This is a genomic window from Micromonospora halotolerans, assembly GCF_032108445.1.
Lineage (GTDB): Bacteria > Actinomycetota > Actinomycetes > Mycobacteriales > Micromonosporaceae > Micromonospora > Micromonospora halotolerans.
In genome coordinates, this window is record NZ_CP134876.1 from 4,180,336 (window position 1) to 4,205,254 (window position 24,919).

Here is a 24,919-nt window from a genome sequence, read left to right on the forward strand (position 1 = left end):
CGGCTAGGCGCTCGCCGCTGCCTGGCCGGGTCGTCGGCTTCCTCGTCGGTGGCTACAAACTTGATGACGTGGGTGAATCGCCGTCCCCGCACCGGCCCACCCGCCGCGGGGGCCGGCCCGATGGCGGCCCTGTGGCGGCCCAACGTTGGCTCGGTGGTGGGCCGGCCCGATGGCGGCCCTGTGGCGGCCCGATGGCGGCCCGCAGATGGCTCTGTGGCGGCCCGGAGATGGTCCGATGGTGGGGTCCAATGGCGGCCCGGAGATGGTCCGTGGTGGCCCAATTGCGGCCGGAGGTGCCCCGGTGGTGGCCCAATGGCGGCCGGAGCTGGCCCGGTGGTGGTCCAGAGGCGGACCGAGGCGGACCGGTTTCGGAGAGGGCCGGCCGGGCGGGGTGAGTCGTTCACGTCATCACGTTCGTAGCGGCTGGCGAGAAGGTCCCGGGTCAGCTGCCGAGGGTGTAGGTGCCCGCGTGCGGGACCGTCACTGTCGTCCACTCGCCGTCGGGGGCGACGGTGGCGCCGCCGGAGGCGGTCAGCCAGCGGTCGTGGCGTATCCGCAGGGGTACCGGGCCGGGGCCGGGTGCGCGGAAGGTCACCGTGGCGGCGTCCTGGCGGACCAGTTCCCCGGGCGTGCCGACCAGCGGGGTCGGGTCGGTCACCGCGTAGAGCCGCCAGTGCGGGTCCGACCAGACCTCGGTGAGGTACGGCAGGCCGGCGCGGACCAGGTCCGCCTCGGGCCGCCCCACCCAGGACAGCTCGACGTCGGGCACGGCGACGTACTGGACCGCGTTCTCCGCCAACCATGCGCGGTAGGTGTCGGCGGTCAGCGGGACCCCGGTGCCGGGCGCGCCGGGAACCGTGGTGAAGAAGAGCGGGTTGCGGGCGATGTCGGCCTGGCGCAGCCAGCCCCGCGCCAGTGGCATCTCGCCGAGGTGGGCGGCCTCCCAGTAGTTGCGGGTCGGCGGCACCTCCACCCGCCCGCTGAGCCCGCGCCGGTCCAGCTCCGCGCGCAGCGGCGCGAAGTACGCCGGGTCGGCCGTGGGATCGTCCGCGCTGGCCAGGTCGGCGGTGACCACGGGCGGTTGCCACACGCAGACCGCCGCCAGCAGCGCGGCCAGCACGGCCGCTCCTACCGTCCGCCGTCGCCCTACCGCCACCCTCGGCTCGTCCGCCGGCCCGGGCTCGTCCGCGGGTCTGGGCTCGACTGCGGGCCCGGCGGGGTGGCGTCCGGGCCACCGGGCGGTCAGCCGGCGGGGGAGCGTCGCGGTGGCGGCCAGCACGGGCAGCGCGAACATCACCACGAGGCGGGTGGCGTTCAACCCGACCGGGGTGTGCAGCAGTGCGGCGGCCAGCACCCCGGCCGCCGACAGCAGCGCGCCGACCCGCACCGGCCGGTGGGCCACCAGCGCGGCCACCAGGAGGCTCGTCACCACGGCGTGCAGGGTGTCCGTGTGGCTGATGTTCATCCAGCCGCCCTCGCCGAAGAGCAGTCCGGTCACGGCGAGCGGCGCGGCGGCCGGCACGGCGAGGAGCAGGCCGTCGGCGTACCGGCGGGTGAGCAGCAGCGCGACCCCGGCCAGGCCGACGAAGAGCCCGGCCACCGGGCTGGTCGCCGAGGCGAGCAGGGCGGCCAGGGCGGCCAGCCCGACGCGCCACCACCGGGCGCGGCCGGCAGCCCCGGCAGCCCCGGCAGCCCCGGCGGCCCCGGCGGCCCCGGCGGGCAGGGTCAGCGCGAGGAGCGCGGCCAGGCCGAAGGTGACCCCGAGGGCGTACGTCACCCGGCCGGAGACCAGATTGCCGGCGATGGTGAGCACTCCGACCAGGCTGCCCAGCAGCGGCCGAGGCACCCGGGTCCGGACCAGCAGGGCCGCGAACGCGGTGGCCGAGGCGAGCAGGGTGAGCGCCCCGGTGAGGTGGACCCCGAGCAGGGCCATGAGCGGCGGCGAGACCAGGCTGTAGCCCCACGGGTGGACGCCGCCGTACCAGCGCAGGTCGACCAGGGCGGGCCCGTGCTCGGCGAAGAAGCCGGCCCGTGCCACCTGGGCGGACAGGTCCGAGCCGGTGGCCGGCAGGGTGAGATACAGCACGGCGAGGACCAGCGCGGACGCGGCGGACACCGCCACCACCCGACCGCCCCGCATGCCCACCTCCTGATCGCGACCCACCGTACTGGCAGCATGTCCGGCGTGCCTCACCACCTCTCGCGCTGGATCGGCCTGGCGGGCTCGGTGCTGCTCGCCGTGGCCGCCTACCTCGGCGGCGCGCTGCCGCACGGTGACCTGCGCCCCACCCCGGTCAGCATCTGGCAGGGCCCCAACGGGCCCCTGATCATCGCGCTCTGGTTGGTCGGCACCGCCCTGCTGGCCGGGGCCTGGTGGTCGCTGCGCGACCAGGCCCCGTCGACCCGCTGGGTGCTCGTCACGGTCGCCCTCTGGCTGCTGCCGATGCTGTTCACCCCGCCGCTGGGCAGCCGGGACGCGTACGCCTACGCCTGCCAGGGTGCCAGCTACTCGGCCGGGATCAACCCGTACGAGCAGGGCGTGTCGGCGCTGCCCTGCCCGTGGCTGGACACCATCTCCTACATCTGGCGGGACACCCCGGCCCCGTACGGGCCGCTGTTCGTGGTGCTTTCCGGGGCCGTGGTGTCGGCGGCCGGGTCGCTGGCCGGCAGCGTGGCGCTGTTCCGGCTGCTCGCGGTCGCCGGGGTGGGGCTGACCGCCTGGGCGCTGCCGGTGCTGGCCCGCCGCTGCGGGGTGCCGCCGCAGCGGGCGCTCTGGCTGGCGCTGGCCTGCCCGCTGGTGCCCGTGCACCTGATCTCCGGGGCGCACAACGACGCGCTCATGGTGGGCCTGCTCGTCGCCGGGCTGGCCGTGGTGGCGGCCCGGCCCGGTCGGCCGCTGCCGCTGCTCGCCGGTGGGCTGCTGCTCGGCCTGGCCGCCGCCGTCAAGGTCACCGCGCTGGTCGTGGTGCCGTTCGCCGCGCTGGCCGCGATCGTCGGGCCGTACCGGATCCGGGCGCTGGTCCGCGACGGCGCGTGGGTGGTCGGCGCGGCCGTGGCCACCGTGGTGGCCGTGACCCTGGCCGCGGGCCTGGACTTCGGCTTCATCAGCGGACTCGAACAGGGCGGGCTGGTCGTGGCCTGGACCTCGCCGCCCACCGCGGTCGGGCAGACCGCCGGGTACGTCGCGGCGATCTTCGGCGCGCACATCGACGCGCTGCCGGTCACCCGCGGGATCGCCGTGGTGGTCCTGGTGGGGGTGCTGGTCTGGCTCTGGTTCCGGGCGCTGCGCCGGGGGGAGCCGTTCTGGCACGCCGGCCTGGCGCTGACCGCGACGGTCGCGCTCTCGCCGCTGTTCCACCCCTGGTACTGGATCTGGCCGCTCACCGTGCTCGCCGCCACCGCGCGCCGGACGGGCTGGTTCGCGCTGGTGGCGCTGGTCTCGTCGTTCCTGGTCCTGGCCGACGGCACCGGCCTGCCCCGGTGGAGCAAGATGCCGGGCGCGCCCCTCATGACGCTGTTGGTGATCGTGGTGGTGGTCCGGTTGGTACGTTCGGCTCGGGCGGCCCGCCGGCCGGTCCCCGCCGACCGAGGAGCCGACTGAGAGAGGTGCCGGTGAGCGAGCCCGGCGCGCTGCCCGACGGACCGGTCCGGCCGGTGGCCGCCGCGGTCGCCCGGTACGCCGGACTCGCCGGGGCCGCGCTGCTGACCGTCGCCGGCTGGCTCGGCGGCGCGCTGCCCGACACCCCCGCCGTGACCAGCCTCGGCGACGCCTGGCGCGCCCCGCACGGGCCGGCGGTGCTCGGCTGCTGGCTGGTCGGCACGGTGCTGCTGGTCGGGGCCTGGTGGTCGCTGCGCTGGGGCGCCCCGTCGGGCCGGTGGGCGTACCTGACCGCCGGGCTCTGGCTGCTCCCGCTGCTGGCCGCGCCGCCGCTCGGCAGCCGGGACGTCTACTCGTACGCCTGCCAGGGCTGGTCCTGGACGCACGGCGCCGATCCGTACCGGGTCGGCGTGGCGGCGGCCGGCTGCCCGTGGGCGGAGAGCGTGTCGCCGATCTGGCGGGACACCCCGGCTCCGTACGGGCCGTTCTTCGTGCTGCTCGCCGGCCTGGCCGTGCTGCTCGGGGGTGGCCTGGTCGGCGCGATCGTGCTGCTGCGCGTGGTGGCCCTGGCCGGGGTGCTGCTGGCGGCGCTCTGCCTGCCCGGGCTGGCCCGGGCCGTCGGGGTGCCCACCCGGCGGGCGGCCTGGCTGGTGCTGGCCTGCCCGCTGGTGGGGGTGCACCTGGTGGCCGGCGCGCACAACGACGCCGTCGGCCTCGGGCTGCTGCTGTTCGGCCTGCTGGTGCTGATCCGCCGGCCCGGCGGGCCGCGGGCGCTGGTCGTCGCCGGGGTGCTGTTCGGGCTGGCCGTCGCCGTGAAGGCGGTCGCCGTGGTGGTGCTCCCGTTCGCGGTGCTGGCCGCCGTGCCGGGCCGCTACACCTGGCGCGCGTTGCTGCGCGACGGCGGTTGGCTGGCCGGGGGAGTGCTGGCCACGCTGGCGGCCACCAGCCTGGCCACGGGCCTGGGTCTCGGCTGGGTACGCGGCCTGGCCCGAAGCGGCGACTCCGAGCAGTGGACCTCCCCACCGACCGCGGTCGGTCTGGTGGTCGACTACGCGGGCGGCCTGGCCGGCCGGGATCCGCAGGCCGTGCAGGTGGTCCGGGCGGCCGCGCTCGCCGTGCTCGCCGTGCTGCTGGTGATCCTCTGGTGGCGGGCCTGGACGGCGCTGCGCCGGCTGGGCGACGTCGGGCAGCCGGCCGCCCGGCCGCGGGCGGCCCTGGCCGGGGCCGGCCTGGCGCTGGCCGCCACCGTGCTGCTCGCCCCGGTCTTCCACCCCTGGTACGCGACCTGGCCCCTCGCGCTGCTCGCCGTGGCGACGCTCGCCGTGGCCCGGACGGCGTGGTTCGTGGCGCCCTGCGCGGTGGCCTCGTTGCTCGCCCTGCCCGACGGCACCAACCTGGCCCGGTTCACCAAGGCGCCGGGGGCGATCCTCATGACCGCGCTGGTGGTGGTGGTCGTGGTGGTCGCGATCCGAGCCCGCCGAGCCCGCTGACGGCGTACGCGCGAACCGGAGCTGGCAGAGCGGGCACGGAAGGACCGGGATGTTGATGCAGATCCCGTCCATTATGTCCAGAATTGACCTTACGATGAGGTCTCTTCATGGAGGTGAAGGCCCATGCCGACGTATGTCGCGTTGCTGAACTGGACCGATCAGGGGATCCGAGGCTACAAGGACACCGGGAAGCGCGCTGAGGCCTTCGCCGCAGCGACCCAGAATCTCGGGGCGAATCTCCTGACCATCTACTGGACTGTCGGTCCGTACGACCTCGTGGCCGTCGTCGAGGCTCCGGACGAGGAAACCGGCACCGCGGCGCTCCTGAAGCTCGGCGGGGCGGGCAACGTCCGTACCACGACCCTGCGGGCCTTCGGTCGAGAGGAGATGGACGGCATCATCGCCAAAGCCGCTGGCTAAGGCGACAGAGCGCGACGGGCCATCGATCGCGCGTACGCGGAGATCGATGGCCCGTCGGTTGTACCCAAGTTGTGCCCAGGGGCTCTGCTCAGCAGTCGAAGTACAGGGCGAACTCGTGCGGGGTCGGGCGCAGGCGCACCGGGTCGACCTCGTTGGCCCGCTTCCACGACACCCAGGTGGAGATGAGGTCCGGGGTGAACACGCCGCCGTCGAGGAGGTAGTCGTGGTCGGCCTCCAGGGCGTCGAGCACCTCCGGCAGCGAGCCCGGCACCTGCTTGACGTCGCCCCACTCCTCCGGCGGCAGGTCGTACAGGTCCTTGTCGATCGGCGCCGGCGGTTCGGTCTTGTTCTTGATGCCGTCGAGACCGGCCATCATCATCGCCGAGAACGCCAGGTAGGGGTTGCTGGACGGGTCGGGCACCCGGAACTCGACCCGCTTGGCCTTCGGGTTGCTACCCGTGACCGGGATGCGGGTGCAGGCGGAGCGGTTGCGCTGCGAGTAGACGAGGTTGACCGGCGCTTCGAAGCCGGGCACGAGCCGCCGGTAGGAGTTGATCGTGGGGTTGGTGAAGGCCAGCAGCGACGGGGCGTGGTGCAGCAGGCCGCCGATGTACCAGCGGGCGGTGTCGGACAGGCCGGCGTAGCCGGTCTCGTCGTAGAACAGGGGTTCGCCGTTCAGCCACAGGCTCTGGTGGGTGTGCATGCCGGAGCCGTTGTCGCCGAACAGGGGTTTGGGCATGAAGGTGGCGGTCTTGCCGTTGGCCCACGCCTCGTTCTTCACGATGTACTTGAACAGCTGCAGCTGGTCGGCGGAGTGCAGCAGGGTGGAGAACCTGTAGTTGATCTCCGATTGGCCGGCGGTGCCGACCTCGTGGTGCGAACGCTCCACGGTGAAGCCGGTGTCGACCAGGCGGCGCACGATGCTGTCGCGCAGGTCGGCGTAGTGATCCACCGGCGGGACGGGGAAGTAGCCACCCTTGTACGCGGTCTTGTACCCGCGGTTGCCGCCGGGCTCGTCCCGGCCGGAGTTCCAGGCGCCCTCGATCGAGTCGATGTAGTAGAACGACTGGTGGGCGGAGGTTTCGTGGCGGATGGAGTCGAAGATGTAGAACTCCGCCTCGGCGCCGAAGTAGGCGGTGTCGGCGATGCCGCTGGCCGCGAGGAACGCCTCGGCCTTCTTGGCCACGTTGCGCGGGTCCCGCGAGTAGGCCTCGCGGGTGAACGGGTCGTGGATGAAGAAGTTCAACGCGAGGGTCTTCTGCGCCCGGAACGGGTCGATGAACGCCGACGCGACGTCGGGCAGCAGCAGCATGTCCGACTCGTGGATCGCCTGGAAGCCGCGGATCGACGAACCGTCGAACGCGAGGCCGTCGGTGAACAGGCTGTCGTCGACGGACTCGACCGGCAGGTTGAAGTGCTGCATCACGCCGGGCAGGTCACAGAAACGTACGTCGACGAACTTCACGTCCTCGTTGGTGAGGTAGCGCAGCAGTTCCTCGGGATTGGCGAACACAGGTCCTCCTGGCGGGTCCACTCCGGTCGCTGTCTTCCTGGCGACGCTATGGCCGCGGGGTTGCCCGGCCGTGTCTCGTCTGTTTCCGCCGTGTTACGTCCCTCGCGGAGCGTCATTCCGGCCGCTCAGCCGCGCGGCTCCGACGCTCCCGCTGCGCCGGTCTGTCGCCGTCTGCGCGGTTTGGTCCCGTTCCCCGCTGGGCGCCGAACCGCCGTACCGGGCAGTGACCGGCACCCCTGCCCGCCGCGGCGCTCCCGTCACCGCGCCGGCCGCTGGCTACCCTGGCCGCTGTGACCGATACCGCCGCCGTGCCGGTGCCGCCCGCCGCGGACCCGACCTTCACGCCTCCGAGCCTCGGCCGCCGCTTCGGCGCGCTGCTCGTCGACTGGCTGCTCTGCCTGCTGATTGCCAACATCTTCGCCAACCCGGTCCGGGACGGCTGGGCCCCGGTCCTGGTGCTGATCCTGGAGTACGGCTTCTTCCTCGGCCTCTTCGCCCAGACCCCCGGCATGTACCTCACCCGGATCCGCTGCCTCTCCTGGGCCGACGGGGGCCGGATCGGCCTGGTCCGGGCGCTGCTGCGCGGCGTGCTGCTGGCCGTCGTGGTGCCCGCTCTGATCATGGACGAGCACCGGCGCGGCCTGCACGACCGGCTCACCGGGTCGGTCGTCACCGACGCCCCGCGCGCCGCCCGCCGCTGACCCTGGCCCGCACGACGAAGGAGCCGGCCCCGCGCGGGACCGGCTCCTTCTCGCGTACGACGGGGATCAGCGACCCCGGGTCTGGCGGAACGCGCCCCGCGGCGGCCGCATGTTCTTGGGGATCGCGCCCTTGGGCATCTGCGGGCGGGCGGTGAGCGCCTTGAGCCGCTTGTCGAGGGCGTTGACGTCCTTCGGGGCGAGGCTGCGGGGCAGCCGCATCAGCGTCATCCGCAGCTTGCGGATCGGCAGTTCGCCCTCGCCCTGGCCGATCACGTAGTCGTGCAGCGGCGCCGAGCCGATCACCTTGGCCAGCCGGCGCTTCTCCTGGCCGAGCAGGCCGCGCACCCGCTGCGGGTTCCCCTCGGCCAGCAGGATCACCCCCGGCCGCCCGATCACCAGGTGCACCATGTCCATCTGGGTGGTGGAGCTGACCGCCGGCGTGACCCGCCAGTCGCCGCGCATGCTCTCCATGATCTGGGCCGCCGCCCCGGGCTGCCCCTCGGCCGCGTTCATCATCGCCTTGTTGGACCGCAGGTTGAGCACGATCAGCACGGCGAGCAGGATGAACAGGATGCCGATCGGCAGCCAGATCCAGCCCCAGAGCAGCACCGCCACCACGGTGAGCGCGAGCGGGATCAGCACCGCCGCCGCGGTCAGCGGCGCGAACCACCGGTCCTGCTTGGCGGTGAACTGGAACACCATCCCGATCTGCTTCAGCCGCTGGCCGAACGAGACCTTCTCCTGGGGCTTTGCCATGGTGCAGAGTCTAGTGGTCGCCGCGCAGCCGGTTGATCCGTGGCCGCCCCTCCGCCGCGGCTGAGTACCTTACGTCGCGGCCGGGCCGCTGAGGCCCCCGGGTAAGGAGGGGGAACGGCCGAAGATCAGGCAGCGCACCCATGCCCCGGGGGCACCTTCGCGCGGAAAGTCAGTGTCGACAGCGACAGACACCGCACGACAGGAGAACCGAGATGTTCGGCAACGACGCAGACCTGCTCCTCAGCATCCACCGCAGCCACGCCTCCGAGCTGCAGGCCGACGCGGCCCGTGACCGGCTCGCCCGGTCCCTGCCCCGCCGCCACCCGCGCGGCTGGCTGGGCCGCCGGCAGCACGCCGCCCGCGTCTCCGACGCCCGCCGGTGACCGCCCCGGCGCTGCCGGCGCACCCGAGCGCCGCAGCCGGGGCGGGCTCCACGGACGCTGGTCCGGCCGTCCCGGACCGGGGTGGTGCGGCCGGGTCGGGTTCCAGGCCCGCCGGTCCGGCCGCCACGGGGGCGGCCGGACCGGCGGGGAACCGGCCGGTCGGCCGGGACGGCGCCGGCGTACGCCGTGGCATGCTCGACGGCGTGACCCCACGCGCCGCCAGCACCGTCCTCGTCGGCCGCCAGTCCGAGCTGACCGGGCTGCGCGAGGCGCTCGGCCGGGCCCGGGCCGGGGACCCGGCGACCGTCCTGGTGGGCGGGGAGGCCGGGGTCGGCAAGACCCGGCTGCTGGAGGAGTTCGGGGCGCACGCCACCGCGACCGGGGCGCGGCTGCTCATCGGCCAGTGCCTGGAGCTCGGCGAGGCCGGCCTGCCCTTCGCGCCGTTCGCCGCCGCGCTGCGCGACGTGCTGCGCCACGACGGCCCGGCCGCCTTCGCCGGCTACGAGGCCGAGTTCGCCCGGCTGCTGCCCGAGCTGGCCCGGGTGCCGGCCGGGGCCGCCGCGCCGATCGGCCTGCCCGTCTCCGACACCCCGCGCGGCTACCTGTTCGACCTGGTCGCCGACCTGTTCCGGCGGCTCGCCGAGGAGCGGCCGCTGGTGCTGCTCATCGAGGACCTGCACTGGGCCGACCGGTCCACCCGGGACCTGATCGACTTCCTGGTCCGGGCCGCCCGGTCCACCCGCCTGCTGCTGGTCTGCACCTACCGCACCGACGAGCTGCACCGCGGCCACCCGCTGCGCCCCTTCCTCGCCGAGCTGGACCGGGCCCGGGGCGTGAGCCGGGTCGAGGTGGGCCGGCTGGACCGGGACGGCACGGCCGCCGTCCTCGCCGACCTGCTCGGCGTCGAGCCGGCGCCCCGCGCCGTGGACGACGTGCACGGGCGTACCCAGGGCAATCCGTTCTTCATCGAGGAGCTGGCCGCGGCCGGTGACCCGGTCGGCTGCGCGGTGCTCCCGGAGACGCTGCGCGACCTGCTGCTGGCCCGGGTGGACCGGCTGCCCGAGCCGGCCCAGCGGGTGCTGCGGATCGCCGCCGCCGGTGGCACCCGCTTCGCCCACCAGCTCCTCGCCGAGGTGGCCGGCCTGCCCGAGAACGAGCTGGAGGACGCGCTGCGCGCGGCCGTGGCCGGCCAGCTCGTGGTGGCCGACCCGGACGGCGACTACGAGTTCCGGCACGCGCTGGTGCGCGAGGCCGTCCACGACGACCTGCTCCCCGGCGAGCACGCCCGGCTGCACGCCCGGTACGCCGCCGCCATCGAGGCGCAGCCGCACCTGGTGGCCGCCGGCCGCGCCCCGGCCGAGATCGCCCACCACTGGTACGCGGCACACGACCACCCGCGCGCGCTGATCGCCGCCCGGGAGGCCGCCGGCGCGGCGGGCGACCGGTACGCGTACGCGGAGCAGAGCCGGCTGCTGGAACGGGTCCTCGAACTGTGGGAGCTGGTGCCCGACGCCGCCGACCGGCTCGGGATGGACCACCTGCGGGTGCTGGAGGAGACCCTGGCGGCGGCCACCACGGCCGGCGACTACAGCCGGGCGCTCACCCTGACCCGGGCCGCGCTGGCCGAGGTGGACACCGCCGCCGAGCCGCTGCGCGCCGCCCACCTGCTGCACCGGCGTGGCCGGCTGCTCGCCCTGCTCGGCAAGAGCGACGGCACCGCCGAGGTGCGCGAGGCGTACCGGCTGGCGGGCGGGCTGGCGGACGCGCCGGAGCGGGTGCGGCTGCTCGCCGACATCGCCGCCCACCTGGTCAAGATCGACCCCGCGCAGGCCGCCTCGGTGGCCGACGAGGCGATGGCCGCGGCCGAGGCGATCGGCGAGGACGTGGCCCTGCTGCCCACCCGGATCGCCCTGCTCTGCCGCACCGACAAGGCCCCCGACCTGGGGCTGGCCGAGCTGCGCCGGGCCGAGGCCCTCGCCCGGGCCACCGGCAACGCGCCGGCGCTGGTCAGCGCGCTGGTGTACCTCTCCGACGTGCTCTACGAGCTGGGCCGGTACGCCGAGAGCGAGGAGGCCGCCGCGGCCGGCGTGAGCGAGGCGCGGCGGGTGGGGATCAGCCGCTCCACCGGGGCGTACCTGCTGTCGAACCGGGCCGAGGCGCTGCTCGCGCTGGGCCGCTGGGACGAGGCCGACGCGGCCTGCGCCGAGGCGGCCCGGATCGACCCGCCGGGCGTCTCCGGGCTGCACTGGCTCCAGCTCCGGGCCGGGCTGCGGCTGGCCCGCGCGCATCCCGCCGCCGACGAGGTGGTCGGCCGGGCGCTGGCCTTCCTGGCCCGGCCGTACCTGTGGCCGAACCACCGGCTGCCGCTGCACGAACTGCGGGTCGAGGCCGCCCTGGCGGCGGACGACAAGGTGGCCGCGCTCGCCGCGAGCCGGGCCGCCCTGGCCGACGAGCGCCTGGTCGACCTGCCGCGGGAGGGCTGGCCGGTGCTCAGCGCGGTGGCCCGCGCCGCGGCGCTCGTCGGCGACGCCGAGCTGGCCGCCGAGGCGGCCGCGGTGGCCGCCGTGCTGCCCGCCCGCTTTCCGGCGGAGCAGGCGCACGCCGCCCAGGTCACCGCGATCCTCACCGGCGTCACCCCCGCCACCGACGGCGGTGCCGGAACGCCCCTCGCTCCGGCGGAGCGGCCGGTTGGGGCGCTGCCGGCCTGGCGGGCGGCGGTGGCGGAGTGGCGGGCGGTGGGGCAGCCGTACCCGCTGGGCCGGGCGCTGCTCGCGCTGGCCGAGGCGGCCGCGGCGGCCGGCGAGCGGGACGAGGTGGCCGCCGCCGTCCGCGAGGCCGCGGACATCGCCACCGCGCTCGGCGCCGCCCCGCTGGGGGAGCAGGCCGCCACCCTGGCCCGGCGGGTCGGGCTGCGTGGCGCCGGCCGGCCCGGCCCGGACCTGCTGACCAGCCGGGAGCAGGAGGTGCTCCGGCTGGTCGCCGAGGGGCACAGCAACAGCCGGATCGCCGAGCGACTCTTCATCTCGCCGAAGACGGCGAGCGTGCACGTGTCCCGGATCATCGCGAAGCTGGACGTGACCAACCGGGTGGAGGCCGCCGCGCTGGCCCACCGCCTCGGGCTGCTCGACCCGGCGCCACCCGTCACGCCGGCTCAGCGGCGGGGCAGGTAGATCCGCCAGCCCGGGACGTCGACCACCCTGAGCCCGCCCGGGCCGGGTCCGAGTCGCCCGTCCAGCCGGGCGGCCAGCGGCGACCCGGCCGGGGCCACCCAGGCCGCGTCCGGGTCGGCGCCCACCGCCCGCCGGTATCCGGGCAGCCGGTCGAACCCGGGGCGTAGTTCGTCGTCGACCACCGCGCAGCGCACCTCCTCGCCGCTGGCGAAAGCGAGCCGGTTGCAGGTCCAGTAGCCGGCGCGGACGTGGCGCAGGTTCAGGTCGCCGAGGGCGTCGACGAGTATGCGGTGCCGGTCGGCCTCCCCGTGGGTGGCCGGCACGGTCCCGACCGCGCCCGTTGTGGCGACCGCCCCGGTGCCCAGCATCCCCGCCAGCACGGCGACCGCCGCCACCCCGGCCGCCCGGATCCGCTTCCGGCCGCCCGCAGCCCGACTGATCGACTCCGGCTCGCCGATGTGGCGGTATCCAGGCCGGTCGGATCCCGCCAGCTCGCCGAGGTGGTGGCCGGCCGGGTCGAATTTCGCCACCTCGCCGGGGTGGTGGGGCGGCCCGGCCGGTCGGGGCCACAGGCCGGCCCGGCGGGCGGCGGACCAGAGGGGCCAGAGCAGGGCGGGCGTGGCGACCGCGAGGACCGAGAGGTAACGGGCGCTCTCCATCGGGGCCCGCCCGGCCGCGTTGCTCATCGCATAGGCCGCCAGCACCGCCGCGGCTCCCGCGAGCAGGGCGAGGCGGACCCCAGCCGACACCCGCTGGCCCGCCTCGCCAGCGGAGTCGTCACCAGATCTTGGAGAGTTGTCGTTCGCAGGGAACCGGAACTCTCCAAGATCCGCGGGCGACGCGGCTCGGCGGAGCGTGCGCCAGGCGGTGATCGCCGCGAGCAGCAGCAGGACGAGGAACGTCGGCGCCCACCAGAGTTGCCACCCGGCACAGCGGCCGGGGGAGCAGAAGCCCATGGCCAGCGGCGGCCCGAGCACCAGCCCGCCGTGCAGGCGCTCGCCCAAGCTCGCCGCCGCATCGGCGCCGCTGGCGGTCAGGACGGCGGCGAGCGGGTTGCGGCCGTGCCGGAGGCTGTCCACCAGCATCGGCGCCGCGCCCAGCAGCAGGCCCCCGGCCAGGGCCGCCCCGGCCCGCCCGACCAGATCCCGCCGGCGCCACCCCACCAGCACCGCGCCGAGCGCCAGCACGAACGGCAGGATCAGCGGGTCGACCCAGAGCAGCAACCCGGAGACAAACCCCCAGGACGCCCAGCGCGGCAGGCCCGCCGCGGGCCCGCCCGCGGCCGCCCGGCGGGAAAGCCCTCGCGAGCCGCCGGCGCACAACCCCACGGTGAGCAGCGCCAGCGCCGCCGCGGCCGGGTTCAGCTCCGGGTAGCCGCCGCCGGCGATGAGCTGGTTCTTGAGCACCCGGTCGGAGCCGAGCGCGAGCACGGCGACGACCAGCAGGGCGTACCAGCGGTCGCCGCCGAGCCGGCGGGCGAGCCGCCAGGACAGGGCGAGGAAGAGGGCGTAGAGCGCCAGGGTGGGCAGGCGCAGGGCGAGCACCGACGGCCCGGCCAGGGCGATCAGCGGCGCGGCCAGGTACGCCTCCAGGGTGCCCATGTACGCCTGGCCGTAGAACCAGACCGGGAAGTCCGCGCCGCGGGCGATGTGCAGGGCGGCCAGCCCCATGGTCGCCTCGTCGCTGTTGGTGGGCGGCGCGTCGGCGAGCAGCAGCGCCAGCCGGTAGCCGACCCCGGCCAGCCCGACCAGCAGGGCGAGCAGGACCGGCAGCCGGGGACGCCGGGGCGCGCGCGGGCGGGTGGCCTCGCGCGGCTCCTGGCGTACCCCGGCGGTCATCCCTGCGATCATGGCATCCGGCGGGTGGCCGGCGGTGGGTGACGCGGCGGACGGCCGGCCTCAGCCGGCGGCCACGACCTCGTCGCGGGCGGCGAGCGCCTGCTGGTAGAGCCGCCCGGCTCGGTACGACGAGCGGACCAGCGGGCCGCTCATCACACCGGCGAAGCCGATCTCCTCGGCCTCCTCGCGCAGCTCGACGAACTCCTCCGGCTTGACCCAGCGGGTGACCGGGTGGTGCCGGGGGGAGGGGCGCAGGTACTGGGTGATGGTGATCAGCTCGCAGCCGGCCTCGTGCAGGTCGCGCAGCGCCTGGGAGACCTCGGCCCGCTCCTCGCCCATGCCGAGGATCAGGTTGCTCTTGGTGACCAGGCCGGCGGCGCGTGCCTGCCGGATCACGTCGAGGGAGCGCTCGTAGCGGAAGGCGGGGCGGATCCGCTTGAAGATCCGCGGCACGGTCTCCACGTTGTGCGCCAGCACCTCGGGCCGCGCGCCGAAGACCTCGGCGAGCTGCTCGGGCACCGCGTTGAAGTCGGGGATCAGCAGTTCGACGCCGCAGCCGGACTGGAGGGCGTGGATCTGCCGGACCGTCTCGGCGTAGAGCCAGGCGCCGCCGTCGGGCAGGTCGTCGCGGGCCACGCCGGTGATGGTGGCGTAGCGCAGGCCCATCGCGGCCACCGACTCGGCGACCCGGCGGGGCTCGTCGGCGTCGAACTCGGCGGGCTTGCCGGTGTCGATCTGGCAGAAGTCGCAGCGCCGGGTGCACTGGTCGCCACCGATGAGGAAGGTGGCCTCCCGGTCCTCCCAGCACTCGTAGATGTTGGGGCAGCCGGCCTCCTGGCAGACGGTGTGCAGCCCCTCCCGCGAGACGAGCCCGCGCAGCTGGGTGTACTCCGGGCCCATCTTGGCCTTGACCTTGATCCACGGCGGCTTGCGCTCGATCGGCGTCTCGGCGTTGCGCGCCTCGATCCGCAGCATGCGCCGCCCCTCGGGGGCGACAGTCGCGGTGCGCGCTGCCTGCTCGGTCGTCGGCGCGGAGTGCTCGATCGTCACGAAACCGAGCCTACGCCGGTCGGCGGCCGTCGATGAACGTCGGGCGACGGCCGTCACGCCCGAATCGTTGTGACACCGGACACGAGCGACCAGAAAACCCCGTCACACCGGGCCGGGAGAGGGTGCTAGCGTGCCCGACAGAGCTGCGACGGAGCCGAGTAGTGGGCCGATCCGCCAGCGCAGAGAGCCGCCGATGTGCTGGAAGGCGGTCTGGCGCCGGCCCGCGAAGACCCTCCCGAGCTGCGGGAAGAACGGCGTGCGCGCCCAGTAGAACCCGCCCGGCTGGCCCCGGTGAAAAGGCGACGAACGAGGCTCCGCCACCGTGCGGGGCGAAGGTGTGGTGGCACCGCGAGGCTCCCGCTCGCCCACACCTCCCGGGGATCGCGTTGCGATTGATCGAGGAGGTAACCGCCGTGCAACGCATCCTGTCCTCCCAGCTCAGCTCCCAGGTCGGCGAGTCCGTCCGGATCGCCGGTTGGGTGCACCGCCGCCGGCTGCTCAAGTCGGTGGCCTTCCTGATCGTCCGGGACGCCGCCGGCCTGGCCCAGGTGGTGGTCACCGACCCCGCCGTGCGGGCGGCCGTCGAGTCGCTTCCCGAGGAGACCGTCGTCGAGGTCACCGGCACGGTGGTCGCGAACGCCACGGCGCCCGCCGGGGTCGAGCTGGCCGAGCCGACGGTACGCCCGCTCGGCCCGCCCGCCGTCCCGCCGCCGTTCGACCTGTACCGGCCGGCGCTCACCGCCACCCTGCCCACCCAGCTCGACCACGCGCCGGCCGCGCTGCGCCACCCGACCCGCTCCGCCGCGCTGCGGATCTCGGCGGCGGCGGTGGCCGGCTTCCGGGCCAGCCTGGACGCCCGCGGGTTCGTGGAGATCCACACGCCGAAGGTGGTCGCCTCGTCCACCGAGAGCGGGGCGAACGTGTTCGCGCTGGACTGGTTCGGCCGGCCCGCGTACCTGGCCCAGTCGCCGCAGTTCTACAAGCAGCTCATGGTCGGCGTCTTCGAGCGGGTCTACGAGGTCGGGCCGGTGTTCCGCGCCGAGCCGCACGACACGGTCCGGCACCTGGCCCAGTACACGTCGCTCGACGTCGAACTGGGCTTCGTGGCCGACCACCGGGACGTGATGGCCGCGCTGCGGGAGACCCTGGCCGGGATGCTGGCCGAGGTCGCGGCGCGGGCCGGCGCGGCCGTCGCCACCCTCGGGCTCACCCTGCCCGAGGTGCCCACCGAGATCCCGGCCGTGCACTTCACCGAGGCGCTGAAGATCGCCGGCGCGCCGGCCGACGAGCCGGACCTCGCCCCGGCGCACGAGCGCGCGCTGGGGGAGTGGGCGCTTCGCGAGCACGGCTCGGACTTCCTCTTCGTCACCGGGTACCCGATGGCGAAGCGGCCGTTCTACACCCACCCGGACCCGGCGCGGCCGGCCCACTCCAACGGCTTCGACCTGCTCTTCCGGGGGATGGAGCTGGTCACCGGCGGGCAGCGGCTGCACCGGTACGAGGACTATCTCGCCGCCCTGGCCGCCCGCGGCGAGCCGGTCGAGCCGTACGCCGGCTACGTGGACGCGTTCCGCCACGGCATGCCGCCGCACGGGGGCTTCGCCATCGGGCTGGAGCGCTTCGTCGCCCGGCTCACCGGCGCGGCCAACGTGCGGGAGGTGACCGCCTTCCCGCGCGACCTGCACCGCCTCACGCCCTGAGGAGAAAGGAGGGGCCCCCTGTTAACAGACGGGTGTTAACAGGGGGCCCCTCCTTTCGTCAGGGGGCGATCGGGAGCTGGCGCTTGTGGTCGGTGGCGTGGTAGCGGGCCACCAGCGCCGCCTCCACCTCCGGGGGCACCGGCTGGCCCTCCAGGTAGTCGTCGATGTGCTCGTAGGCCAGGCCGAGCGCGTCCTCGTCGAGCTTGCCCGGGGCCAGGGTCTCCAGGTCGGCCGTGGGCGCCTTGCCGACGAGTTCGGTGGGGGCGCCGAGCGCCGCGGCCAGCGCCCGCACCCGCCGCTTGGTGAGCCCGGTCAGCGGGACCAGGTCCGCCGCGCCGTCGCCGTGCTTGGTGAAGAAGCCGGTGACCGCCTCGGCGGCGTGGTCGGTGCCGACCACCAGCCCGCCCTCCGCGCCGGCCACCGCGTACTGGGCGATCATGCGCTGGCGGGCCTTGACGTTGCCGAGCACGAAGTCCTGCTGCGCGGCGTCGCGGAAGGTCAGCCCGCCGGCGACCAGCGCGGCCAGGGCGGCGTCGGCGGCCGGCTTGACGTCGACCGTGAGCACCCGGTCGGGACGGATGAACTCCAGCGCGGCCTGCGCGTGGTGCTCGTCGGCCTGCACCCCGTAGGGCAGCCGCATGGCGATGAAGACGGCCGGGTGGCCGGCGGCGCGGGCCCGCTCCGCGGCGAGCTGGCAGAGCCGGCCGGCGGTGGTCGAGTCGACGCCGCCGCTGATGCCCAGGACCAGCGTGGTGAGGCCGGTGTCGACCAGGCGGTCGGCGAGGAAGACGACGCGGCGCTCGATCTCCTGGGCGGCGTCGAAGGTCGCCGGCACCCGGAGCTCCTCGGCGATCCGTTGCTGGGTCGACATCACGTCGGTCATCGGGGGTGGTCCTCTCCTCGTCAGGCGGAACCGAGCAGGTCCCAGGGGTTGCCGGCGAGGTCGCGGAACACGGCGACCCGCCCGTACGGCTCGGTGCGCGGGGGCTTCACGAACTCGACCTTCGCCTCGACCATCCGGCGGTAGGTGGCGTCGAAGTCGTCGACCTGGAGGAAGAAGCCGACCCGGCCGTGGGTCTGGTCGCCCACCGCGGCCGCCTGCCGTTCCCCGTCGGCGCGGGCCAGCAGCAGCCCGGTCCCGCCGCCCGGCGGGCGGACGACCACCCAGCGCTTCGGCCGGCCGTCGTTGGTCAGCGAGGGCTTGTCCTCCACCAGCTCGAAGCCGAGCACCTCGGTGAAGAAGGTGATCGCCGGGTCGTACTCGGCGACGACGAGGGTGACGAGGTCGATCCGCACCGGGTCAGCCCTGGACCGCGACCAGGGTCGGCAGGTGCCGCTCGACCACCGGCAGCACGTCGGCGACCGTGACGGGGCGGCCCAGCTCGGCGGTGAGCGAGGTGACCCCGGCGTCGCGGATGCCGCACGGCACGATCCGGTCGTAGTGGCTGAGGTCGCAGTCGCAGTTGATCGCGAAGCCGTGCAGGGTCACGCCGCGGGCCACCCGGATGCCGATGGCGGCGACCTTGCGGGCCGGCCCCCGGTCGTCCTCCGGCACCCAGACGCCGCTGCGCCCCTCGACCCGGCCGGCGGCCAGCCCGAACTCGGCGCAGACGTCGATCAGCAGCTGCTCGGTGCGCCGGACGTACGCCACCACGTCGACCGGGTCGGGCAGCCTCACGATCGGGTAGCCGACGAGCTGCCCCGGCCCGTGCCAGGTGATCTTGCCGCCGCGGTCCACGTCGACCACCGGGGTGCCGTCCATCGGCCGGTCCCACGGCTCGGTCCGCTTGCCGGCGGTGTAGACGCTGGGGTGCTCCAGCAGCAGCACGGTGTCGCCCTGCTCGCCGGCCACCACGGCCTCGTGCACCCGGCGCTGCTCGTCCCAGGCGGCCCGGTAGTCGATCAGGCCGGCACGGACGGCGGTCAGCCCGGAAGTCGTCACGCTCACCCGTCCAGCCTAGTCGCGCCGGGCCGCGCGGCACCGTGTGAGCCTCGTCGCGAGCGCGAGGCGTGCGGCGGAGCGGCGCCCCGCGGTCGCGAGCACCGGTCGCCGTCAGGCCGGCGGCACCCGCCAGACCCAGACGTCCTCGACCCGCTCGGGCCGGCCGAGCAGGGCCGTGGCGGTGCGTCGCACCGCCTCCTCGTCGACATCGAACTTCGCCCCGTGCACCCGGTCGGCCAGCACCACCGTCTCGACCCCCCAGTAGCGCAGGTCGGTTCGGGACTCCCGGATGCTGCCGTCGGTGATGATCGGCACCAGCCCGGTCCGGCCGGCCTGGTCCATGAGCGCGCTGAAGGTGCGCGGGACGGGCCCGATCCGGCCCCGGCCGTCCGGCCCGCCCGGGCCGAGGAAGAAGCCGGCCGGGATGCGGAACTCGCCCTGCCGGTGCGCCAGGGCGTACGCCTGCCAGCGCTGGCCGTCGGGATAGATGTCGACGGTCAGCGGCAGCGGGGTGAGCACCCCGCCGGGGGAGACGTAGCGCTGCCAGGCGCCGGTGGTGATGAACGCCGGCACCGGCTCCCGGACGCTGGTCAGCAGCGGGGTGGGCAGCAGCGGCAGCAGCGCGGCGGCGAAGCCGAGCGCCCAGGCCAGCTCGGTGGAGCGGTGCCGGGGCGGCCGGGCGCGCAGCGAGTCGACCGCGTACGCCAGCAGCAGCCCGATCACCGGGGCCACCACCAGGGCGAGCCGGGAGGGCAGCGCCGCGTTGATCACCGGCAGGTTGTCCAGCACCCCGAACGGCAGCAGCTGGTCGGTGCGCCGGCCGTTCCACTTGGCCGTGGGGCCCCAGGAGAGCACGGCGAAGACCAGCGCGGTCACGCCGAGCGCGGTGAGCGTGGCCCGGAACGCCCGGTCGGCGCGCCGCCGGAGCAGGACGAAGCAGGCCACGGCGAGCAGCAGCAGCGGGATGCCGAAGAAGGAGTTCTCCTCGGTCGGGTTGGGCGCCAGCGAGGTGCCGAGCCCGGCCCAGCCGGCCAGCGACCGGCGGGGGTACGACCCGAAGGCCGCGATGTCCTCGGAGTGGATGAGCGGGTCGAAGCCGGTGCCGTGGAACCGCTGCGGCCCGGCGAAGTGCAGCCACAGCGGGTACGCCAGCAGCACCCCGGAGACGAGCGCGGTCACGCCGAGCCCGCGCAGGAAGCTCGGCAGCGCGGCCCGCGCCTCGGCCCGGCGGGCCGGGTGCAGCGCCCACACCAGCAGGAACAGGGCGAGCGCCAGCGCCGTGAAGAAGAGCCCCTCGGCGGCGATCGAGAAGGCGACCGCCACCAGCACGCCGAGCACGACGCCGCCGGCGACCGCGCGCCCGGGGCGGCGCAGCCGGAGCACGCCCCAGATGAGCAGCGGCACCAGCCAGCCGGCGGTCCAGTTCAGGTGCGCGTTGGCGTGCGACACCATGGCCGGGCAGTAGGCGATGAAGAGGGCACCGATCCCGGCGGCCAGCCGGCTGGCGACCAGGTGCCGGCTGAGCAGCCAGTACCAGGCCACCGCGGTGGCGGCCAGGTTGAGCGTGAGGATCACCAGGAACGTCGCGGGCGGCCCGATCAGGTACGTCAGCGGCGCGAAGACCACCGCGTACGCGGTGATCGAGGTGTTGACCGCGAGGTTCACCCCGTCCGGCACGTTGATCAGGTGGGTGAAGAGCGGGTTCTCCCCGTGGGTCACGGCGTGCCCGCCGAAGGCCAGCAGCCACTCGAAGAGCGCCTGGTCGCTGGAGTTCACGGTGATCGTGCGGGTGTTCGGGTCCCGCCACATCCCGCTGGTCACCCAGAGGGCCAGGGCCACCGCGGCGAGCACCAGCACCAGGTCGGCGCGCCGGCTCCGGGTGGCGGGCGCGGTCGGCGGGCCGGTGGCCAGGGACGGGGAGGACGGCACGCAGCGGACGTTACCAACCGGACCTGGACCCGCCGGTCAGACACGAAACCCGGTGGGGTCGGCCCCGTCCGCACACTTCGGCGTTCGTGAATGTGTGAACGGCGGCCATTCCGGGAGCGCGAAACACGGACGTAACGTCGCGGCAACTCGACAGTGACCCAGTTCACACTTCGTCGTCAGGAGGCCGCCGTGCGCCGTTCCTCATCCCTTCTCACCCGCCTGTCCGGGGTGGCGGCCGGGGTCGTGCTGGCCGCGGCCGCCGTCCTCGCCGCCGCGCCGCCCGCACAGGCCGCCGCGCTCACCCAGGTCACCGGCTTCGGCTCGAACCCCGGCAACCTGGCCATGTACGCCTACCGCCCGGACGGCCTGCCGGCCAACGCCCCGGCCGTCGTGCTGCTGCACGGCTGCACCCAGAACGCCTCGACCTACTTCACCAACTCGGGCTGGCAGAAGTACGCCGACCAGTGGAAGTTCACGCTGATCGTGCCGCAGCAGCCCTCGGCCAACAACGCGAACTCCTGCTTCAACTGGTTCGAGACCGGGGACACCGCCCGGGGCCAGGGCGAGGCGCTGTCGATCAAGCAGATGGTCGACTACGCCCGGTCCAGCTACGGAACCGACGGGAGCCGGGTCTTCGTCAGCGGCCTGTCCGGCGGCGGGGCGATGAGCGCCGTCATGCTCGCCACCTACCCGGACGTGTTCGCCGCCGGCTCGGTCATCGCCGGCCTGCCGTACCGCTGCGCCACCAGCATGACCAACGCCTTCACCTGCATGAACCCCGGCGTGGACAAGACCCCGGCGCAGTGGGGCGACCTGGTCCGCAACGCCTACCCCGGCTACACCGGCAAGCGGCCCCGGGTGGCCATCTGGCACGGCACCTCGGACACCACGGTCGCGCCGCTGAACGCCACCGAGTCGCGGGACCAGTGGACCAACGTGCTGGGTGTCCCGCAGACCCCGAGCAGCACCGCCTCGCTGCCGGCGGGCACGAGCATGGAGGTCTACGGCAGCGACCAGGTGCGGCTCTACCGGGTCTCCGGCATGGGCCACGGCACCCCGATCGACCCGGGCTCGGCGGCCGACCAGTGCGGCACCGCCGGGGCGTACTTCCTGGACACCATCTGCTCGACCTACCGCGACGCGCTCTTCTTCGGCCTGAACGGCGGGGGCGGCACGCCCAGCCCGACGCCGACGGCGACCGCGTCGCCGACCCCGACCCCGACCACCGCGCCGGTCTGCGTCACCGCGAGCAACTACGCGCACGTCACGGCCGGCCGCGCCTACCAGTCCGGCGGCTACGCCTACGCCCTGGGCAGCAACCAGCGGATGGGCCTCGACAACACCTTCTACACCAGCACCCTCAAGCAGACCGGCCCCGCCTACTGGGTCATCGGCTGCTGACCGCGCCGCCGCCCTCGCCGGCTCAGTCGGTGAGGGCGGCGTGCAGCGCGCCCGGCAGGTCCGGGTGGGTCCAGGAGAAGCCGGCCTTGCCGAGCACACCGGGCAGCACCCGGGTGCTGGTGAGCGCCTCGTGGGCGAAGCCGCCCAGGGCGACCTTCAGGGCCACCGCCGGGATCGGCATGACCGCCGGCCGGTGCAGCTGGCGGGCCAGTTCCCGGGTGAACTCGGCGTTGGTGACCGGGGCCGGACCGACCACGTTGACCGGACCGGCGAGGTCGTCGCGGGCCAGCAGGAAGGTCACCGCGTCCAGCCAGTCCCGCAGCGAGATCCACGGCAGCCACTGCCGGCCGTTGCCCAGCTTGCCGCCGACGCCCAGCCGGAACGGCAGCAGCTGCGGCTTGAGCGCCCCGCCGTCGCGGTGCAGGGGGAGCCCGGTGCGCAGCCGCACCACCCGGGCGCCGGCGTCCTCGGCCGGGCGGGTGGCCGCCTCCCACACCCGGCAGACGTCGGCCAGGAAGCCCTCGCCGGCCGGCGAGTCCTCCTCGACCGTCCGGTCGCCGGTGTTGCCGTACCAGCCGACGGCGGAGGAGTTGAGCAGCACGGCGGGCCGGTCGGCGGCGGGCAGCCCGGCGATGGTGATCGCCAGCGTGGTGGTGCTGTCCACCCGGCTGGACCGGATCAGGCCCTTGTACGCGTCGTTCCAGCGCTTGTCGCCCACCCCCGCGCCGGCCAGGTTCACCACCGCGTCGGCGTCGGCCACCACCTGCGGGTCGAGCTGCGCGGCGGACGGGTTCCAGCGCCGCTCGTCAGGGGTGCGCGGCGCGCGGCGGACCAGGCGGGTGACCTGGTGCCCGTCCGCGGTGAGTCGGTCGACCAGTCGGGTGCCGAGGAAACCGGAGACTCCGGCCATGAGGATCCGCATGCGCATATCTTCGGGTACGGACGCCGGCGCGGATGCGTTGAGCGAAATCACTCACTCGTCGTTCCCGACTCCGGCCCGCCGACCTCGGGGCGGTTCTCGTGAGTGAGTGCCGCTTCACTCCCCGGTCCGGCCGTCGATCGCCTCCCGCAGGATGTCGGCGTGCCCGAGGTGGCGGGCGTACTCGTCGATCATGTGCGCGAGAACCCAGCGCAGGGAGTGCGGGCGCCCGGTGCCGGGGTTGCGGCCGACCGCGTCCAGCGGGCGTTCGGCGGTGATCCGCCGCGCGGCGGCCACCTCCGCGCGCCAGAGCGCGAAGGTCTCCGCGCCGGTGGCCTCCGCGACGTCGGTGAACGGGGCGTCCGGGTCGTCGGTGAGGTCGTAGAGGTCGCCGGGGCGGGCCTCGGCGAGCACCGCCTGGAAATACCACCGCTCCACGGTGGCCAGGTGCCGGACCAGGCCGATCAGGGACAGGCCGGACGAGGGCACCGGCCGCAGGCGCAGCTGCGCGTCGGTGAGGTCGGCGCACTTGCGGACCAGCGCGTCCCGCTGGAAATCCAGGAACGTCTCGAGCAGGGAGCGTTCGTCCACGGTGGCCGGCAACGCGAACCGTTCATCGATCATTGGCCGGATCGTACACGCGTTCGACGTCCGATGGGGGGCGGCCGCGGTGGCCGGGCGGCAGCCGCGCCGGGTCAGTCCCGGCCGGCCAGTGCGGCCGCCACGGCCAGGGCGAATCGCGTCGGGTTGTCGACCATGATGTTGTGGCCGCAGTCCGGAATCGCCACCGCGTCGACACCCGCGGCGGCCAGCCGGCTCGCATCGGACCGCGGCCGGTCCGCCGCCGGATACAGCACCGTGCGCGGCACGGCCAGCCTCTCCAGTTCCTCGCGTACGCCCGGGGTCGTGCCGCGGAGCAGGCTCATGGCCGTGCGGTAGAGCGCCTCCGGTCCGGCCAGGCGCATCGTGGCCGCCCACTCCGGCCCGACGAACGCCATCGTCTCGTCCCAGCCGTGGTCCAGGAACTCCTGCTCGGTGTGGTAGACGCCGATGCCCGAGCTGCCCGGCCGCTTCGTCGTCGGCAACGTCTCCGTCGCGTCGAGGGCGGGATCGACGAGCACGAGGCGGCGTACCAACCGGGGGTGGCGCGCCGCCAGCAGGACCGCGACGGCGCCGCCCGCGCTGTGCGCGATCACGTCGGCGTCCGTCACCGCCGCCTGGTCCAGCGCGTGGGCCAGCAGGTCCGCGTGCATGTCCAGGGTGTACGCCGCGTGCGCCGGCCGGTCGCTGATGCCGAAGCCCAGCAGGTCCAGGAGCAGTGAGCGGTGCCCGGCCAGGGCGGGGTGGGCGACGGCCTCGGCGTAGTAGGTGGCGGAGCTGGCACCGAGTCCGTGCAGGTAGACGCGGGTGGGTTCGGTGCCGGGGAGCTCGGCCCAGCGGATGCGGGAACCGTCCGGGGTCACGATGGCGCTGTGCATGGCGAAGAAGATACCTCCATTCCGAGGTATCTTGGCAAGAGGGTATATCGGCACGGGGGTATGATCTGGATCATGTTGGAACTCGCGGTCCTCGGCTTCCTCTACGACGACCAGCTGCACGGCTACGACCTGCGGAAGCGCATCGCCGCCCTGACCGGGCACGTGCGCCCGATCGCCGACGGCACGCTCTACCCGCTGCTCAAGCGCCTGGAGGCGGCCGGACTGCTGACCCGCGAGCTCCAGCCCGGCCGGGTGGCCGCGCCGCGACAGGTGCTGTCGCTGACCGCCGCCGGCCGCCGGGCCCTGCTCGACCGGCTGCGCGAGCCCGACGACCTGTTCATCACCGACGAGAACCGGTGGTTCACCCTGCTCGCGTTCCTGCGTCACCTCGACGACCCGGCGGCCCAGGCGGCGGTCCTGCGGCGGCGCCTGACCTTCCTCACCCAGCCGGCCAGCTTCTTCTGGGACGGCGACCGGCCGCTGCGCGCCGCCGACTTCGACGACCCGTTCCGGCGGGGGCTGTTCACCATCGCGACGGCGACGACGCGCACCGAGCTGGCCTGGCTGCGGGAGACGCTCGCGGATCTCGACGCCTGAGCGCCCGGGTGTCGCGGCGACCGGGCCGGAACGC

21 protein-coding genes are annotated in these 24,919 nt (G+C 74.7%); 9 read left to right on the forward strand and 12 right to left on the reverse strand.

The features are described 5' to 3' along the window. Window positions 1-442: 442 nt before the first annotated feature. The gene (locus RMN56_RS19975; protein ID WP_313719010.1) at window positions 443-2,140 is read right to left on the reverse strand and encodes a hypothetical protein; all 1,698 of its coding nucleotides are present in this window, start codon (window positions 2,138-2,140) and stop codon (window positions 443-445) included. Between the two features lie 45 nt (window positions 2,141-2,185). On the opposite strand from RMN56_RS19975, the gene mptB (RMN56_RS19980) reads away from it, so the two are divergent. From mptB (RMN56_RS19980) to RMN56_RS19990, 3 genes are all read left to right on the forward strand, one after another. Further along, a complete protein-coding gene (mptB, locus tag RMN56_RS19980; protein WP_313719011.1) occupies window positions 2,186-3,601 on the forward strand; it encodes a polyprenol phosphomannose-dependent alpha 1,6 mannosyltransferase MptB in 1,416 nt (471 codons plus the stop codon). Window positions 3,602-3,612: 11 nt separating this feature from the next. After that, window positions 3,613-5,088 carry a polyprenol phosphomannose-dependent alpha 1,6 mannosyltransferase MptB gene (gene mptB / locus RMN56_RS19985; protein WP_313719012.1) on the forward strand — a complete coding sequence of 492 codons (1,476 nt, stop codon included), beginning with the start codon at window positions 3,613-3,615 and terminating at the stop codon, window positions 5,086-5,088. 123 nt (window positions 5,089-5,211) lie between these two features. Next, window positions 5,212-5,508, forward strand: coding sequence for a GYD domain-containing protein (locus RMN56_RS19990; RefSeq protein WP_313719013.1), 297 nt, complete (start codon window positions 5,212-5,214; stop codon window positions 5,506-5,508). Window positions 5,509-5,596: 88 nt separating this feature from the next. Here RMN56_RS19990 and glnA read toward each other — a convergent pair whose 3' ends face one another. After that, entirely contained in the window at window positions 5,597-7,021 is a 1,425-nt protein-coding gene (gene glnA, locus RMN56_RS19995) for a type I glutamate--ammonia ligase (RefSeq protein ID WP_313719015.1), read from the reverse strand. Between the two features lie 290 nt (window positions 7,022-7,311). Here glnA and RMN56_RS20000 point away from each other — a divergent pair, with 290 nt between their 5' ends. Continuing rightward, entirely contained in the window at window positions 7,312-7,722 is a 411-nt protein-coding gene (locus tag RMN56_RS20000; RefSeq protein WP_376787208.1) for an RDD family protein, read from the forward strand. Between the two features lie 66 nt (window positions 7,723-7,788). Here RMN56_RS20000 and RMN56_RS20005 read toward each other — a convergent pair whose 3' ends face one another. After that, window positions 7,789-8,478 carry a DUF4191 domain-containing protein gene (locus RMN56_RS20005; protein ID WP_091268389.1) on the reverse strand — a complete coding sequence of 230 codons (690 nt, stop codon included), beginning with the start codon at window positions 8,476-8,478 and terminating at the stop codon, window positions 7,789-7,791. 212 nt (window positions 8,479-8,690) lie between these two features. Here RMN56_RS20005 and RMN56_RS20010 point away from each other — a divergent pair, with 212 nt between their 5' ends. Together RMN56_RS20010 and RMN56_RS20015 are read left to right on the forward strand one after the other, a co-directional pair. Continuing rightward, window positions 8,691-8,861, forward strand: a complete 171-nt coding sequence (locus tag RMN56_RS20010) for a hypothetical protein (RefSeq protein WP_192579699.1) — start codon at window positions 8,691-8,693, stop codon at window positions 8,859-8,861. Between the two features lie 203 nt (window positions 8,862-9,064). Continuing rightward, on the forward strand, window positions 9,065-12,031 hold the full coding sequence (locus RMN56_RS20015) for a helix-turn-helix transcriptional regulator (RefSeq protein WP_313719017.1): 2,967 nt from the start codon (window positions 9,065-9,067) through the stop codon (window positions 12,029-12,031). On the opposite strand, the gene RMN56_RS20020 is transcribed toward RMN56_RS20015, so the two are convergent. Both RMN56_RS20020 and lipA read right to left on the reverse strand, forming a co-directional pair. After that, a complete protein-coding gene (locus RMN56_RS20020; RefSeq protein WP_313719018.1) occupies window positions 12,013-13,869 on the reverse strand; it encodes a DUF423 domain-containing protein in 1,857 nt (618 codons plus the stop codon). The genes RMN56_RS20015 and RMN56_RS20020 overlap by 19 nt on opposite strands. Before the next feature lie 60 nt (window positions 13,870-13,929). Next, window positions 13,930-14,976 carry a lipoyl synthase gene (gene lipA / locus RMN56_RS20025; protein ID WP_313719019.1) on the reverse strand — a complete coding sequence of 349 codons (1,047 nt, stop codon included), beginning with the start codon at window positions 14,974-14,976 and terminating at the stop codon, window positions 13,930-13,932. A gap of 356 nt (window positions 14,977-15,332) precedes the next feature. Between lipA and aspS the strand changes: the two genes are divergently transcribed. Further along, on the forward strand, window positions 15,333-16,619 hold the full coding sequence (aspS, locus tag RMN56_RS20030) for an aspartate--tRNA(Asn) ligase (RefSeq protein ID WP_313719020.1): 1,287 nt from the start codon (window positions 15,333-15,335) through the stop codon (window positions 16,617-16,619). Between the two features lie 58 nt (window positions 16,620-16,677). Here the strand turns inward: aspS and nadE are convergent, their stop codons facing one another. The 4 genes from nadE to RMN56_RS20050 form a co-directional block, all read right to left on the reverse strand. After that, window positions 16,678-17,502, reverse strand: a complete 825-nt coding sequence (gene nadE / locus RMN56_RS20035) for an NAD(+) synthase (RefSeq protein WP_313719021.1) — start codon at window positions 17,500-17,502, stop codon at window positions 16,678-16,680. Between the two features lie 20 nt (window positions 17,503-17,522). Then, window positions 17,523-17,915 carry a VOC family protein gene (locus RMN56_RS20040; protein WP_313719022.1) on the reverse strand — a complete coding sequence of 131 codons (393 nt, stop codon included), beginning with the start codon at window positions 17,913-17,915 and terminating at the stop codon, window positions 17,523-17,525. 4 nt (window positions 17,916-17,919) lie between these two features. Then, the gene (gene lipB / locus RMN56_RS20045) at window positions 17,920-18,567 is read right to left on the reverse strand and encodes a lipoyl(octanoyl) transferase LipB (RefSeq protein ID WP_313719023.1); all 648 of its coding nucleotides are present in this window, start codon (window positions 18,565-18,567) and stop codon (window positions 17,920-17,922) included. A 105-nt stretch (window positions 18,568-18,672) separates the two neighbouring features. Beyond that, entirely contained in the window at window positions 18,673-20,490 is a 1,818-nt protein-coding gene (locus RMN56_RS20050) for a DUF6311 domain-containing protein (protein ID WP_313719024.1), read from the reverse strand. Window positions 20,491-20,679: 189 nt separating this feature from the next. On the opposite strand from RMN56_RS20050, the gene RMN56_RS20055 reads away from it, so the two are divergent. Next, on the forward strand, window positions 20,680-21,891 hold the full coding sequence (locus tag RMN56_RS20055; RefSeq protein WP_313719026.1) for an extracellular catalytic domain type 1 short-chain-length polyhydroxyalkanoate depolymerase: 1,212 nt from the start codon (window positions 20,680-20,682) through the stop codon (window positions 21,889-21,891). A 22-nt stretch (window positions 21,892-21,913) separates the two neighbouring features. Here the strand turns inward: RMN56_RS20055 and RMN56_RS20060 are convergent, their stop codons facing one another. From RMN56_RS20060 to RMN56_RS20070, 3 genes are all read right to left on the reverse strand, one after another. Further along, the gene (locus tag RMN56_RS20060; protein WP_313719027.1) at window positions 21,914-22,813 is read right to left on the reverse strand and encodes a TIGR01777 family oxidoreductase; all 900 of its coding nucleotides are present in this window, start codon (window positions 22,811-22,813) and stop codon (window positions 21,914-21,916) included. A gap of 114 nt (window positions 22,814-22,927) precedes the next feature. Then, a complete protein-coding gene (locus tag RMN56_RS20065; protein ID WP_313719028.1) occupies window positions 22,928-23,434 on the reverse strand; it encodes a DinB family protein in 507 nt (168 codons plus the stop codon). Window positions 23,435-23,505: 71 nt separating this feature from the next. Then, window positions 23,506-24,288, reverse strand: a complete 783-nt coding sequence (locus RMN56_RS20070; RefSeq protein ID WP_313719029.1) for an alpha/beta fold hydrolase — start codon at window positions 24,286-24,288, stop codon at window positions 23,506-23,508. Between the two features lie 72 nt (window positions 24,289-24,360). Here RMN56_RS20070 and RMN56_RS20075 point away from each other — a divergent pair, with 72 nt between their 5' ends. After that, the gene (locus RMN56_RS20075; RefSeq protein ID WP_313719030.1) at window positions 24,361-24,885 is read left to right on the forward strand and encodes a PadR family transcriptional regulator; all 525 of its coding nucleotides are present in this window, start codon (window positions 24,361-24,363) and stop codon (window positions 24,883-24,885) included. Window positions 24,886-24,919: the final 34 nt, after the last annotated feature.

Coding starts and splice junctions, on each gene's coding strand:
- RMN56_RS19990 (WP_313719013.1), top strand. CDS start 5,212: ATGCCGACGTATGTCGCGTTGCTGAACTGGACCGATCAGGGGATCCGA.
- nadE (WP_313719021.1), bottom strand. CDS start 17,502: ATGACCGACGTGATGTCGACCCAGCAACGGATCGCCGAGGAGCTCCGG.
- RMN56_RS20075 (WP_313719030.1), top strand. CDS start 24,361: ATGTTGGAACTCGCGGTCCTCGGCTTCCTCTACGACGACCAGCTGCAC.
- RMN56_RS20010 (WP_192579699.1), top strand. CDS start 8,691: ATGTTCGGCAACGACGCAGACCTGCTCCTCAGCATCCACCGCAGCCAC.
- RMN56_RS20070 (WP_313719029.1), bottom strand. CDS start 24,288: ATGCACAGCGCCATCGTGACCCCGGACGGTTCCCGCATCCGCTGGGCC.
- RMN56_RS20065 (WP_313719028.1), bottom strand. CDS start 23,434: ATGATCGATGAACGGTTCGCGTTGCCGGCCACCGTGGACGAACGCTCC.
- RMN56_RS20020 (WP_313719018.1), bottom strand. CDS start 13,869: ATGACCGCCGGGGTACGCCAGGAGCCGCGCGAGGCCACCCGCCCGCGC.
- RMN56_RS19975 (WP_313719010.1), bottom strand. CDS start 2,140: ATGCGGGGCGGTCGGGTGGTGGCGGTGTCCGCCGCGTCCGCGCTGGTC.
- RMN56_RS20005 (WP_091268389.1), bottom strand. CDS start 8,478: ATGGCAAAGCCCCAGGAGAAGGTCTCGTTCGGCCAGCGGCTGAAGCAG.
- RMN56_RS20060 (WP_313719027.1), bottom strand. CDS start 22,813: ATGCGGATCCTCATGGCCGGAGTCTCCGGTTTCCTCGGCACCCGACTG.